This is a genomic window from Cupriavidus pampae (assembly GCF_914271485.1).
In the GTDB taxonomy this organism is placed as follows: domain Bacteria; phylum Pseudomonadota; class Gammaproteobacteria; order Burkholderiales; family Burkholderiaceae; genus Cupriavidus; species Cupriavidus pampae.
In genome coordinates this window covers 313,332-326,397 of record NZ_CAJZAG010000003.1, presented here as the reverse complement: position 1 = coordinate 326,397, position 13,066 = coordinate 313,332, and the positions used below count along the sequence as shown (strand labels likewise).

General features: G+C 64.8%; 13 protein-coding genes. 7 read left to right on the top strand and 6 right to left on the bottom strand.

Translation table 11 applies throughout. The features are described 5' to 3' along the window. Positions 1-205: 205 nt before the first annotated feature. From kdsB to LDO41_RS09160, 5 genes are all read right to left on the bottom strand, one after another. Positions 206-1,015, bottom strand: a complete 810-nt coding sequence (gene kdsB / locus LDO41_RS09180) for a 3-deoxy-manno-octulosonate cytidylyltransferase (protein ID WP_223985250.1) — start codon at positions 1,013-1,015, stop codon at positions 206-208. A gap of 78 nt (positions 1,016-1,093) precedes the next feature. Continuing rightward, entirely contained in the window at positions 1,094-1,315 is a 222-nt protein-coding gene (locus LDO41_RS09175; RefSeq protein ID WP_223985247.1) for a Trm112 family protein, read from the bottom strand. Next, on the bottom strand, positions 1,296-2,402 hold the full coding sequence (lpxK, locus tag LDO41_RS09170) for a tetraacyldisaccharide 4'-kinase (RefSeq protein ID WP_223985244.1): 1,107 nt from the start codon (positions 2,400-2,402) through the stop codon (positions 1,296-1,298). The genes LDO41_RS09175 and lpxK overlap by 20 nt, the downstream gene beginning before the upstream one ends. A gap of 109 nt (positions 2,403-2,511) precedes the next feature. Then, positions 2,512-2,943: an ExbD/TolR family protein gene (locus LDO41_RS09165; protein WP_223985242.1), complete on the bottom strand. Its 432-nt coding sequence runs from the start codon at positions 2,941-2,943 to the stop codon at positions 2,512-2,514. Between the two features lie 17 nt (positions 2,944-2,960). After that, positions 2,961-3,581, bottom strand: coding sequence for a MotA/TolQ/ExbB proton channel family protein (locus LDO41_RS09160; RefSeq protein WP_223985240.1), 621 nt, complete (start codon positions 3,579-3,581; stop codon positions 2,961-2,963). A gap of 1,001 nt (positions 3,582-4,582) precedes the next feature. Here LDO41_RS09160 and xseA point away from each other — a divergent pair. From xseA to ppk2, 5 genes are all read left to right on the top strand, one after another. Beyond that, positions 4,583-5,968, top strand: coding sequence for an exodeoxyribonuclease VII large subunit (gene xseA / locus LDO41_RS09155; RefSeq protein WP_223985238.1), 1,386 nt, complete (start codon positions 4,583-4,585; stop codon positions 5,966-5,968). A gap of 117 nt (positions 5,969-6,085) precedes the next feature. Continuing rightward, positions 6,086-6,664: a superoxide dismutase gene (sodB, locus tag LDO41_RS09150; protein WP_223985237.1), complete on the top strand. Its 579-nt coding sequence runs from the start codon at positions 6,086-6,088 to the stop codon at positions 6,662-6,664. A 131-nt stretch (positions 6,665-6,795) separates the two neighbouring features. Then, positions 6,796-7,395 (top strand): DUF3800 domain-containing protein, encoded by a 600-nt coding sequence (locus LDO41_RS09145; protein ID WP_223985235.1) that lies wholly within the window; start codon positions 6,796-6,798, stop codon positions 7,393-7,395. A gap of 76 nt (positions 7,396-7,471) precedes the next feature. Further along, entirely contained in the window at positions 7,472-8,512 is a 1,041-nt protein-coding gene (locus LDO41_RS09140) for a transporter (RefSeq protein ID WP_223985233.1), read from the top strand. 97 nt (positions 8,513-8,609) lie between these two features. Next, positions 8,610-9,563, top strand: a complete 954-nt coding sequence (gene ppk2 / locus LDO41_RS09135) for a polyphosphate kinase 2 (protein ID WP_223985231.1) — start codon at positions 8,610-8,612, stop codon at positions 9,561-9,563. A gap of 13 nt (positions 9,564-9,576) precedes the next feature. Here the strand turns inward: ppk2 and LDO41_RS09130 are convergent, their stop codons facing one another. Then, a complete protein-coding gene (locus tag LDO41_RS09130) occupies positions 9,577-10,704 on the bottom strand; it encodes a helix-turn-helix transcriptional regulator (protein WP_223985228.1) in 1,128 nt (375 codons plus the stop codon). 212 nt (positions 10,705-10,916) lie between these two features. On the opposite strand from LDO41_RS09130, the gene LDO41_RS09125 reads away from it, so the two are divergent. Both LDO41_RS09125 and LDO41_RS09120 read left to right on the top strand, forming a co-directional pair. Continuing rightward, positions 10,917-11,483, top strand: coding sequence for a formate dehydrogenase subunit gamma (locus LDO41_RS09125; protein WP_223985225.1), 567 nt, complete (start codon positions 10,917-10,919; stop codon positions 11,481-11,483). Next, positions 11,480-13,036, top strand: coding sequence for a formate dehydrogenase beta subunit (locus LDO41_RS09120; RefSeq protein ID WP_223985224.1), 1,557 nt, complete (start codon positions 11,480-11,482; stop codon positions 13,034-13,036). The genes LDO41_RS09125 and LDO41_RS09120 overlap by 4 nt, the downstream gene beginning before the upstream one ends. The last annotated feature ends 30 nt before the right edge of the window (positions 13,037-13,066 follow it).

The following is a 13,066-nucleotide window of genomic DNA, read 5'->3' as shown; positions in this document are numbered from 1 at the left end:
AAAGCACCCATGGCGCACCCATGGCGCAATCATGTCCCAACGATGGCATCTGCCGGACCGGCTCGTTCTATCTCCCCACCGAGCCTTGTGCGATGCGCGCTAGCGCGCGGCGCAGGCTCTGTTTCGGCAGGCATTATGCCATGGGCCGCGCGGATTCGGCCCTCGCTTCGGTTGCAGCAGTGTGAACTTGAGCGGAGGAATCGAGTCAGGGGCCTTCCTGCGCCGCGCCGGTTGCCCAGAGCGCGCGCACGCGTTCCAGATCGGCGGGCGTATCGACACCGGGTGCCGGTGCGGAAGCCGTGACCAGTACGCCGATCCGCTCGCCGTGCCACATCGCGCGCAACTGCTCGAGCGCTTCGGTCTGCTCCAGCGGCGCGGCGGCCAGCGTGGGAAAGCGGCGCAGAAAGCCCGCGCGATACGCATACAGGCCGATATGTCGGAGCACGGGCATCGCGGGCAGCGCCACCTGGGCGCCAGCGGCCGGCTGCGTCGGCACGGCCGACCAGGCATCGCGCGACCACGGGATGGGTGCGCGCGAAAAATACAGCGCGCGGCCCGCCGCGTCGCACACCACCTTGACCACGTTCGGGTTGAACACGTCGGCGATATCGTCGAGCGGATGCGCGGCTGTGGCGATCGCGCAGTCGGGGTGCGCGGCCAGGTGCAGCGCCACTTCGTCGATCAGCAACGGGTCGATCAGCGGTTCGTCGCCCTGCACGTTGACCACGATCGCGTCATCGGGCAGGCCGAGCAGCGTGGCCACTTCGGCCAGGCGGTCGGTGCCGGACGGATGATCGGCGCGCGTGAGCACGGCCTCGACGCCGCGCGCGGCGCAGGCTTCGGCCACAGCCGGCGCATCGGTGGCGACGACCGTGCGGCGCGCGGACGAGGCATGCGCGCGTTCGGCCACGCGCACGATCATCGGATGGCCGCCGATATCGGCCAGTGGCTTGTCCGGCAGGCGCGTGGAGGCCATGCGCGCCGGAATGACGACGGTAAAGTCGGGAATGGTCATGGCTGAAATGGCGACGACTGAATGACGGGCGCGGCGCGCGGCGCGGCAGCGGACGGGCAGCTCGGCAGGCGAACGCGCTTACGCGTTGCTGCTGTCGCTCCCCGCGTTCGGCGTGGTGGATTCGATCACGCGGCCGGGCACGGTCTGGCGCGCCTCGTCGGCGAGCATGACGGGAATGCCGTCACGGATCGGATATGCGAGCTTGTCCACGTGGCAGATCAGCTCCTGGGCAGCGCGGTTGTATTCCAGTTTGCTCTTGCACAGCGGGCAAACGAGGATCTCAAGCAGCCGGTTGTCCATCCTGGTGTTCCTTGTCTAGGCCGGCCTGCCCGGTAGTCACGGGCGTGGCAACGGCCGGCGCGCGCGCCAGTACGGCGCGGCGGATTTTATCGATGAGGCCCGCGTCGATCACGGGCGTGGTAGCGACGACCCAGATGCGCGGGTCGCCATGGTACTCGGAGCGCTCGCATTTTACGGCATCCTTCTCGGTGATCAGGATCACCTCCGCGTCGATGGCGGCCGGATGCGTGGCGAACGGGTCCTCGGCAAAGTCATAGTGGTCGGGCAGCGGCAGCGTGGACGGGGTCAGGCCGGCCTGGCGCAGGCTGGCAAAGAACCGTTCCGGGTTGCCGATGCCGGCGGCCGCGAGTACGCGCCGGCCCGCGAAAGCCGAGACCGGTCGCGTCATGGTCGGATCGGAGAGCTGCCAGGCCACGTCGAGCTCCAGCCGCATGCCGTAGACGTCGGGCTTGTCAGGCGTGGCGCGGAAATGTGGATCGTTGATCAGCGTGGCGTCACGCGGCCGCGACAGCGGTTCGCGCAGCGGGCCCGCCGGCAACAGCAGGCCGTTGCCGCCCATGCGGCCATCGAACATCACGATCTCGAAATCGCGCTGCAGGCGATAGTGCTGCAGGCCGTCGTCGAGCAGCAGCACGTTGACGCCGGGGTGCGAGACCAGCATGGTCTGCGCGCATAGCGCGCGGTCGGGAAACACCCACACCGGGACCTCGGTGGCGCGCGCGATCAGCAATGGCTCGTCGCCGACGTCGGCCGCGCACGAGCTGGGTTTGACGCGTCGCGGATGCGTGAGCTTGACGCCGTAGCCGCGCGACACCACGCCGGGGCGCAGGCCGGCTTCGGTGAGCGCCTGCGCGAGCGCGATCACGGCCGGCGTCTTGCCGGTGCCACCCACGGTCACGTTGCCGACCACGACCACCGGCATCGGCAGCCGCGTCGAGCGGAACCAGCCGTGCAGATAGCCATGCCGGCGCACGCGCGCGATCACGCCGAACAGCAGCGAGAACGGCAGCATCAGCCAGGCGAACCAGCTGCGGCGTTGCCACTGGTCGGTGACGAAGGCGGCGAGGGCGTGTCGGGGAGCGGGCATCAGGGGTGGGTCGGAGGGGCGGGCGGCGCGGTCAAAGATCGACGATGCCCGAATGGTACAACGACCCGCGATGTTTCCCTCTCCCACAGGGAGAGGGGAGCAAAGCCAATCAGCGCGGTTGCGCGCTCTGCGTGGCGAAGGTCAGCCGCGACAGCCCGGCCACACGCGCGGCCTCCATCACGTTGATCACCGCCTGGTGCGTGGCCTGGGCATCGGCGTTGACGATGACAACGGGCGGCGGCCCGTTGCCGGCGGGACCGGCCGCGTTACGCAGCTGATCGGCCAGGCTCGTCACGTCCTTCTGCTCGAGCACCTGCTTGTTGATGGAATAAACGCCGCGCGAGGACACCGAGACGACGATCTCGGCCGGCCGCTGCTGGGCGCGCTCGGCGTCCGCGGTCGGCAACTGGATCTGCAGCTCGGTGAAGCGCGAATAAGTGGTCGTGATCATCAGGAAGATCAGGATCACGAGCAGTACGTCGATGAGCGGGATCAGGTTGATCTCCGGCTCCTCGCGCCGCTGGCGGGAACGGAAGTGCATGGCGTGCTCCCGCGCGCTTACGAGCGCCGTTGCGGCAGGATGGCGTCGAGGAACGTGGTCGCGCGGAATTCCAGCTCGGCCACGTAGTCGTCCACGCGGCGGCGGAAATAGCGCCAGAAGATCAGCGCGGGAATCGCCACGATCAGACCGAACGCGGTGTTGTAGAGCGCGACCGAAATGCCGTGCGCGAGCTGTTCCGGATTGGCGCCGGTGCCGTTCTGGTGACCGAAGATCTCGATCATGCCGATCACGGTGCCGAGCAGGCCCATCAGCGGCGCGACGGAGGCGATGGTGCCGAGCGCGTTCAGGTAGCGCTCGAGGTCATGCGCCACTGCGCGGCCCGCTTCCTCGACCACATCCTTGGCGGCATCGCGCGAGGTATGCGGCTGCAGCACGACGTGGCGCAGGCCAGCGGCCAGGATGCGGCCCAGCGGGGAATTCTTCTCGAGGGTGTTGACGACCTCGGGCGTGGCGCGGCGCTGTTGCGCGGCGGACAGCGCTTCCTCGTATAACTTCGGCGGCAGCACCTTGCTGCGCTTGAGGGAGAGGAAACGTTCGACGATCAACGCCAGCGCGATGACCGAGGCGAGCAGCAGCGGCCAGATCGGCCAGCCGGCCGCTTGAATGATGGAAAACACGTGGACCCCCGATTCGACTACGAAGACAGACCCGAAACGAACGAAACTGCAGACCTTGGCAGCCTTTGATGCGCGCTCTCGTACGACTCTCGTACAACTCTCTCGGAAATTTCCGGCCCGATAGCGCGCAGCGGCAATGCTCGAAAAAATCAGGCGCCACTCTACCGCGCGCGTTCGCGCGCGGCAAGCCACCTGCATCACACCTGTCACCGAGCGTTGTGCCGGCCCCGCACCGGCTGTCCACAGCCGCGCAGGACAGGACTGTGGAGCACTTGTGGATACCCACCGGATACGTGTCCTAACTCGTTGATCGCAAAGGGAGTTGCCGCCGCTGCTTGAAAAATGGGCAGGCAGGTATCCACACGCGGACGGGACAGGATTGTGGACGGGTTGTGGACAGGATGCTGAGAACTAGGCCAAGTCCCTGATTTGAAAGGGGGAAGTCTGTGCTGCTTAAATGTTGGGCAGCAATGCCGCGCAATGGGTCGCCGGAACTGTGTCGAAACCGTGTCGACTTTCCACAGTCATGCGGGACAGGATTGTGGACGGGTTGTGGACAAATACGGGACAGCCTGTCCAACTCGTTGTTTTTAAAGGGTGAATTATGCGGCGCTTAAAAATTAGGCAAATCGGTCATCGATACGTCACAGACGGTGGTTTCGAGCGTAAGTGACGCAATCCAACCGCGTCGTTGCCGGAGCAAGCCGCCGTGTCCGAAAAGCGCGATTATCCACACCGCCGCACACCGCCTTCTCGTTTATCCAGAGCTTCTGTGGATAACTTTGTGAACAAGGCGGGGGCGCGCGCCGTAAGTCGTTGACGCGTAAGCGTTTCTCTTACATTGCCTAATTTTTGCCTTGCGCGGAAAAGGCATAAGAATCAAAGGGTTGTGCCAAGGTAGGCGGGTTACCGCCTCAAACGGGTGGCCCCCTGTGTACCTCTTGACAGAGCAGTTATGCTGTGGACATGTCAATTGCACGCCGCCCGCGCGGTAGTGGACCATGCCCGACTTTCCGAACGTTCCCCGCCCAATCTCGCCGAATGCGCCGGCTGGCGGCCGAGAAGTGATCGCGGTCAGCGAGCTCAATCATGCGATTTCGTCGATGCTCGAGCGGAACTTCCCGCTGGCCTGGGTGCGTGGCGAAATCTCCAATTTCACGCGTGCGGCGAGTGGGCACTGGTATTTCTCGCTCAAGGACGCGCGCGCGCAGATCCGCTGTGTGATGTTTCGTGGGCGCAACCAGCATGTGGACTTTGCGCCGCGTGAAGGTGAGGCGGTGGAGGTGCGCGCGCTGGTCACGATGTATGAGGCACGCGGCGAGCTGCAGCTCGGAGTGGAGGCGATGCGTCGCGCCGGGCTCGGCAATCTCTACGAGGCGTTTCTGCGTCTGAAGGAAAAACTTGCACAGGCCGGGCTGTTCGCCACTGAACGGAAACGTCCGATCCCCACACATCCGCGTGCGATCGGCGTGGTCACCTCGCTGCAGGCGGCTGCGATGCGCGACGTGCTGACCACACTGCGGCGGCGCGCGCCGCACGTGCCGGTGATCGTTTATCCGGTGCCGGTGCAGGGCATTGGCGCCGCCGAGCGGATTGCCGCGATGCTCGATACCGCCAACGCGCGGCGCGAGTGCGATGTGCTGATCCTGTGCCGCGGGGGTGGCAGCATCGAGGACCTGTGGTCGTTCAACGAGGAAGTAGTGGCGCATGCGATCGCGCGCAGCGCGGTGCCGGTGGTGTCCGGCGTGGGCCATGAGACCGATTTCACGATTGCCGATTTCGTCGCGGACGTACGTGCGCCCACGCCGACCGGTGCGGCCGAGCTCGTGAGTCCTGATCGCGCGCATCTGCTGCAGCTCGCGCGGCGCGCGCAGGACGCATTGCGTCAGTCGATGGAGCGCCAGTTCGATCGCCGCGCGCAGCATCTTGACTGGCTGGCGCGCCGGCTGCGCAGCCCACAGGCGCAACTGCAGGAGCGTCGCGCGCGTGTTGACAATCTGGCCCGACACTTGCGTGCGGCATTGCGCGACACCATGACCGTGCAGCGTCATCGGCAACAGGTGCTGGCGATGCGCTGGCGCGCGTGCATGCCCGACGTGGCCCGCGCGCGCACCGATGTCGGCCGTCTGTCCGCGCGGCTCGCGACCGCGGCCAATCGTCAGCATGAACGCGCCAGTGCACGACTGGCGCGCACCGCGGGCGCGCTGGATTTGCTGGCGCCGCAGCGCACGCTCGAACGCGGCTATGCGGTGCTGATCGACCAGCGCGGACATGCGCTGCGGTCACCGCAGGAACTGCGCGCCGGCAGCATCGTCGAGGCGCATCTGGCGGAGGGCGTGGCCGATGTCGAAATTGCCGGTGTGCAGGCCAAGCTCGGCGGCTTCTGACCGAGCCGATACAAACTAACATGAGTCCAGGGGACTTTCCGGCCGCGTTTGCGCGGGTCTGGCAAGTCACCTACAATCGTCAGTCCCCACCTATAAACAACCCGCAGAGACCGAACAATGGAACACGCACTTCCTCCGCTTCCGTACGCGCATGATGCCCTCGCTCCGCATATCTCCAAGGAGACGCTGGAGTTCCACCATGACAAGCATCACCAGACCTACGTCACGAACCTGAACAACCTGATCAAGGGCACCGAGTTCGAGAACGAGTCGCTGGAAAACATCGTCAAGAAGTCCTCGGGCGGCATCTTCAACAACGCGGCCCAGGTCTGGAACCACACCTTCTACTGGGACTCGCTCAAGCCGAACGGCGGCGGCGCACCGACCGGTGCCCTGGCCGACGCGATCAACGCCAAGTGGGGTTCGTTCGACAAGTTCAAGGAAGAGTTCACGAAGGTCGCCGTAGGCACCTTCGGTTCGGGCTGGGCCTGGCTGGTCAAGAAGGCCGACGGCTCGCTGGACCTGGTGTCCACCTCGAACGCCGCCACGCCGCTGACCACCGACGCCAAGGCGCTGCTGACCTGCGACGTGTGGGAACACGCGTACTACATCGACTACCGCAATGCCCGCCCGAAGTACGTCGAGGCATTCTGGAACGTCGCCAACTGGGACTTCGCCGCGAAGAACTTCGCTTAAGTCTCGGTACTCCACAAAAAAGCCCGCTTCGTGCGGGCTTTTTTGTTTTGGCGTGGCCATCTCTTGTATCGCAGGGCACTCACGCAAAAGTCGACTTTCTGCGATTGCGTCGCTCAACTGTGGAGGGTACGATGTCAACCGAGTCGGGAGTGCTGACCTTCATGCAGCGCGTTGGACGATTGTTCCACCTGACTTACCAATACCCGAACGGGCCGCTGATGCGGCCCGTTCCCTTTTGGCCTCGAGCTTCACGCTGGCGCGATGCGCTCGGGCAAAAGGAAGCCGCACGCGGGATTTTCGTTTTCGATCGTAAGCAGAGTGACGAGGCGAACATGCAGGCGTTGCATCAGACGTTCAAGCATGTGGGACACGCCAATGGCAGGTTGCGCAACTTTGCTGAGGTGCCTTTGTTCATCGACTCGAAGGCATCACGGCTCATCCAGCTTGCCGATACGGTGTGCTATTGGATCTATCGCCGTTACGAGGCAGGAGACGATCGCGGCTGGGCTTTCATTGATCCGTACTTCGCCAAACTGGGGAATGGGCGGACTGGCCTCCACGAAGTACTGGATCCGGATACACCGGGAGCGTTGGCTAACATTCAGCCAAACCCCTATCCCTTTCCGCCAGCGCAATCAGCGCTGGAACCGCCAGCGCTTGGCATTGCACGGCCTCCCGTCGTGCCGCAGCCCAGGGTTGTTCCATCCGCGTTGATTCGCGACCAGCGCTGAGGCGCGCGCGCCAACACCTGCAACGTCACACCGCCGTGTTACCGTCTTGGTTTCGCGTTTTTTCCGGAGCGTCCTCATGCAATCCGCCATCGTCGAATCCGGCTATGGTTCCGATCCGGTCGGGCTGGTCAGTGGCTTTTTGTTCGTGCCGGACGAACCGGTGCGCGAGATCGATTCGCATCGTGCGATCGCGTGGTTGCGTGAAGCGGCCGAAGCGTCGACCGCGGGGGCGACCGCGGGCTTTCTGTGGTTGCACTTCAACCTGTCCAACAGTGCGTGTGAGCGCTGGATGAAAAGCCAGCTCGGACTGTCGGAAGATTTCTTTGCCTCATTGCGGCAGGGCTCGCATTCGACGCGCATCGAGCGGCAGGACGATGCGTTGCTCGCGGTGGTCAACGACGTGATCTACAACTTTGGCGTGTCGTCGACGGATATCTCGACGTTATGGGCCAGCGTGGATCGGCGCGTGCTGGTGACCGCGCGTCTGCGTCCGCTGCGTTCGGTGGATCGGCTGCGCGCGGCGGTGCGCAATGGCGAGCCGTTCCGCTCGCCGCTCGACCTCGTGGTGCATCTGCTGCGCGATCAGGCCGATGTGCTCGTGCAGATCGTGCGAGAAACCGGCATCGGCGTGGATCGCATCGAGGATCAATTGCTGTCGCAGCGCCTGCACGGCAATCGTTCGGAACTCGGCGCCATGCGCCGTGGGCTGGTACGGTTGCAGCGGCTGCTCGCGCCCGAACCTGGTGCATTGTTTCGGCTGCTCAACCGGCCGCCCGCGTGGCTGCAGGACGGCGATCTGCGCGAACTGCGCGAGTCCACCGAGGAATTCTCGCTGGTGCTGAGCGACCTCGCCGCGCTGGTCGAGCGCATCAAGCTGCTGCAGGAGGAGATCGCGGCCAAGCTGAACGAGCAGACCAACCGCACGCTGTTCACACTGACGCTGGTGACCGTGCTCGCGCTGCCGATCAATATCGTCGCGGGCTTTTTCGGCATGAACGTGGGTGGCATTCCACTGGCCGAACATCCGCACGGCTTCTGGGTGCTGGTGGCGATCGTGGCGAGTTTTACCGCGCTGGCGGGACGCTGGGCCTTTCGCAAGCAGCAGGCGGGCGGTTAGCGCATGACAACTTCGTCATTTCACGCAACTGCCATGCGGCGGGCGTAAACTGTTTGACCACCACCCTGCCCGAACAGACACCCCGGAGCGCAGCGACATGAATTCCAACGACGCAGCTAACGACGAAGCCCTGATCCGGCGCATTCACCGCGAAGTGGCGGATTACTACGACGAAGAGCTCGAACTCGAACTCGAGGATCGTGACCCGGCCGTGGTGCAGGCCATCCTGGCCGGTGGCGGCGCCGAGAATGGCGGCCTCGCCAGCGATGAGGAAGAGCGCGCGGAACGTCAGATGTACTTCCGCGAACTGTTCCGCCTGCAGGGCGAACTCGTGAAGCTGCAGAGCTGGGTGGTTGCGACAGGCCACAAGGTGGTGATCCTGTTTGAAGGACGCGATGCCGCAGGCAAGGGCGGCGTGATCAAGCGCATCACGCAGCGTCTGAATCCGCGCGTCTGCCGCGTGGCGGCATTGCCCGCGCCGAACGATCGCGAGCGCACGCAGTGGTATTTCCAGCGCTACGTATCGCATCTGCCGGCCGCCGGCGAGATGGTGCTGTTCGACCGCAGCTGGTACAACCGCGCGGGCGTCGAGCGCGTGATGGGCTTCTGCACGGACGAGCAATATGAAGAGTTCTTCCGCTCGGTGCCCGAGTTCGAACGCATGCTCGTGCGTTCGGGCATCCAGGTGATCAAGTACTGGTTCTCGATCTCGGACGACGAGCAGCATATGCGCTTTCTGAGCCGCATCCACGATCCGCTCAAGCAGTGGAAGCTGAGCCCGATGGACCTCGAGTCGCGCCGCCGCTGGGAAGACTACACGCGCGCCAAGGAAGTCATGCTCGAGCGCACGCATATCGCCGAAGCCCCGTGGTGGGTCGTGCAGGCTGTGGACAAGAAGCGCGCGCGCCTCAACTGCATCCACCATCTGCTGCAGCAGATGCCGTACGTGGAGCCGCAACAGACATCGATCGTGCTGCCCAAGCGCGAACGGCACGCCGACTACGTGCGGCAGCCGGTGCCGAACGAACTGATCGTGCCGGAAATCTACTGAGACACCGCTTCGCTTACATCCGCCCCCTTTCCCGGGGTGAGAGGGGGGCAAGTTCCGGAAGATTCGGAAACGCCTGCTCCATCGTCTGCACCACGCCCGTCAGCGCGCCGTCGTAGCCCGGCAGCGCGTCGACACGCTCGCGGAACGAGCGGCTCTTGAGCGCGGCCACCGCCTCGGCCAGCGCCGGACTCTGCAGCATCTTCTGCTCGATCGCGAAGAAGTAACGCTCCTTGAGCACCGGCACGAATTCCAGCCCGAAGCGGCGCGCCGCGGTCTCCACGCCGAAGCCCACATCCGCCATGCCGCTGCCGATGTACGCGGCCACCGCCGCGTGCGTGAACTCGCCGTTGTTGAAACCTTCGATGCGATTCGGATCGATGTTGCGCCGCGCCAGCATCAGGTCCAGCAACAGCCGCGTCCCCGACCCCTGCTGTCGATTGACGAAGCGCACGTCGGATCGCACCAGATCTTCGAGCGAGCGCACGCCAAGCGGGTTTCCGGGTCGCACGAACAATCCCTGCGTGCGCACCGCGAGGTGGATCAGGCAGTGTGTTTCTGGGCGCAACCAGCTCGTGATGCGCCGCACCATATCGTCTTCGAGATCGCCGATCGGCACATGAAAGCCGGCGATATCGCACGCGTGTTCCGCAAGCGCGGCCACGGCCTCGAGACTGCCGCAGTACTTGAGGTCGTGACGCACCTTGTGCTCGACGAGGAAGTCGCGCAGCGCCGCCACCGCAAAACCGTGGCTGGCATGCAGGCGCACCGCCGGATCCGAGGCGACCATCAGCTTCTTCAGCTCGATCTCGAGCTCGGAGGCGAGGCTGTCCAGCGTCGGCGACAGCCGCGCGGCAATCCGCTTGCTCGCCCATACGAGTTGCTGCGCCATCGGCGTGAGTGTGGACCCACGTCCGCGCGTCTTGGCGATCAACGCGCCGCCGAACAGCGTCTCGGCGTCGCGCAAAATGCCCCACGCGTAGCGGTATGACAACGCGATAGCTTCGGCCGACTGCGCGATGTTGCCGGTGGCCTCGATATGGCCGAGAAGCGCCACCAGACGCGAGACGTCCAGTGCTGGCGCCGGGGCAGTCGCCGCGTCGTCGCGGATCTGCAGACGGGGGAGGATCGAGATGCGTAGCATATGCGAAAAATAGCATATTGATGGGGTGAAAACACAGGCCTATAGTCGCACAAACGGGACAGATCGCTAAAAAGCGGTCCCGTAATATGAAAAAAAGAGCCTATATGCAGGCCGCACGATGGACCCAATGATGGTCAGTCGGCGGTTGCGTAGGAACGCAGGAGACAAGCCACGCGTTCCAGGCCCTGACGACACAAGAGCACGGAGACGCCATGCCAGAAACCGTCACCCCCACAAGCAATCTAGCAGCCGCAAGCAGCACGGTAAGCGCCGCGCGTCGCCTTGATGCCATCGCACAGATCGTAGCCGCGAGCCGCGACATGCCCGGTGCATTGCTGCCGATTCTTCATGAACTCCAGGACGTGCACGGTTACGTGCCGGCCGAATCGGTGCCGGTCATCGCGCAAGCGTTGAATCTGTCGCGTGCCGAAGTTCATGGCGTGATCACGTTCTATCACCACTTCCGCGAACATCCCGCGGGCCGGCACGTCGTGCAGGTCTGCCGCGCCGAGGCGTGCCAGTCGGTCGGTGCCGATGCGCTGGTCAAGCACGCCGAACGCACGCTCGGTTGCTCGATGCACGACACCACGGCCGACGGCGCGTTCACACTCGAGCCGGTGTTCTGCCTCGGGCAATGCGCGATCGGCCCGGCGGTGATGATCGATGATCGACTGCACGGTCGCGTCGATGCCGCGCGATTCACGCGGCTGATCGAAGGCCTGCGCGATGCCATGCGCGCGGAGCAGAACAACAAGAACGCAGTGGAGGCGAGCGTATGAGCATCACGATCTTCGTACCGCGCGATTCCACCGCGCTTGCGCTTGGCGCCGATGAAGTGGCACAAGCGATCGCACGCGAAGCCGCCAAGCGCGGCATCGATATCCACCTCGTGCGCAACGGCTCGCGCGGCATGTTCTGGCTGGAGCCGCTGGTCGAGGTGAAGACCGAAGCCGGCCGCATCGGCTACGGACCGGTCTCCGCCGACGACGTGCCGGCGCTGTTCGATGCGGGTTTGCCTGAGGGCAGGACGCATGCGCTGTCGATCGGCGTGGTCGACGAGCATCCGTTCCTGAAGAAGCAGGAGCGCCTGACCTTCGCGCGCCTCGGCATCACCGACCCAGTGTCGCTCGATGACTACATCGCGCATGAAGGCTATGCCGGCCTGACGCGCGCGCTGGCCCTCGCGCCCGCACAGATCGTGCAAGAGGTGCTGGACTCCGGCCTGCGCGGCCGTGGCGGCGCGGCGTTCCCGACCGGCATCAAGTGGAAGACGGTGCTGGCCGCGCAATCGCCGGTCAAGTACATCGTCTGTAATGCCGACGAAGGCGACTCGGGCACGTTCTCCGACCGCATGGTCATGGAAGACGATCCGTTCATGCTGATCGAAGGCATGACCATCGCGGGCCTCGCGGTGGGCGCGGAGCACGGCTACATCTACACGCGCTCGGAATACCCCCACGCGATTGCCGCCACCGAGGAAGCGATTCGCATCGCCACCGCGGCGGGCTGGCTCGGTGACGATATCCGCGGCAGTGGCCACCGCTTCCATCTGGAAGTGCGCAAGGGCGCCGGTGCGTATGTGTGCGGTGAAGAAACCGCGCTGCTCGAAAGCCTCGAAGGCAAGCGCGGCGTGGTGCGCGCGAAGCCGCCGCTGCCTGCGATCGAAGGGTTGTTCGGTCAGCCGACCGTGATCAACAACGTGATCTCGCTGGCCACGGTACCGATCATCCTGGCTCGAGGTGCCACGTTCTACAAGGACTTCGGCATGGGCCGCTCGCGCGGCACGCTGCCGTTCCAGCTGGCCGGCAATATTCTGCAAGGTGGACTGGTCGAGAAAGCGTTTGGTATCACGCTGCGCGAGTTGCTGGTCGACTACGGCGGTGGCACACGCTCGGGCCGTTCGATTCGCGCGGTACAGGTGGGCGGCCCGCTGGGCGCGTACCTGCCCGAGTCGCGCTTCGACGTGCCGCTGGACTACGAGGCCTACGCGGCGTTCGGCGCGGTGGTGGGCCATGGTGGCATCGTCGTGTTCGACGAGACCGTCGATATGGCGAAGCAGGCGCGCTACGCGATGGAGTTCTGCGCCATCGAGTCTTGCGGCAAATGCACGCCGTGCCGAATCGGTTCGACGCGTGGCGTCGAGGTGATGGACCGCATCCTGACGGGCGATCAGCCCGTGAAGCATGTGGCGCTCGTGCGCGACCTGTGCGACACGATGTTGAATGGCTCGCTCTGTGCGATGGGCGGCATGACGCCGTACCCGGTGCTGTCCGCGCTGAACGAATTTCCCGAAGACTTCGGTCTTGCACCGAAGCCGGCACGCGCGGCGTAGCGATATCGATATCGCCCCCCATCCCACAAA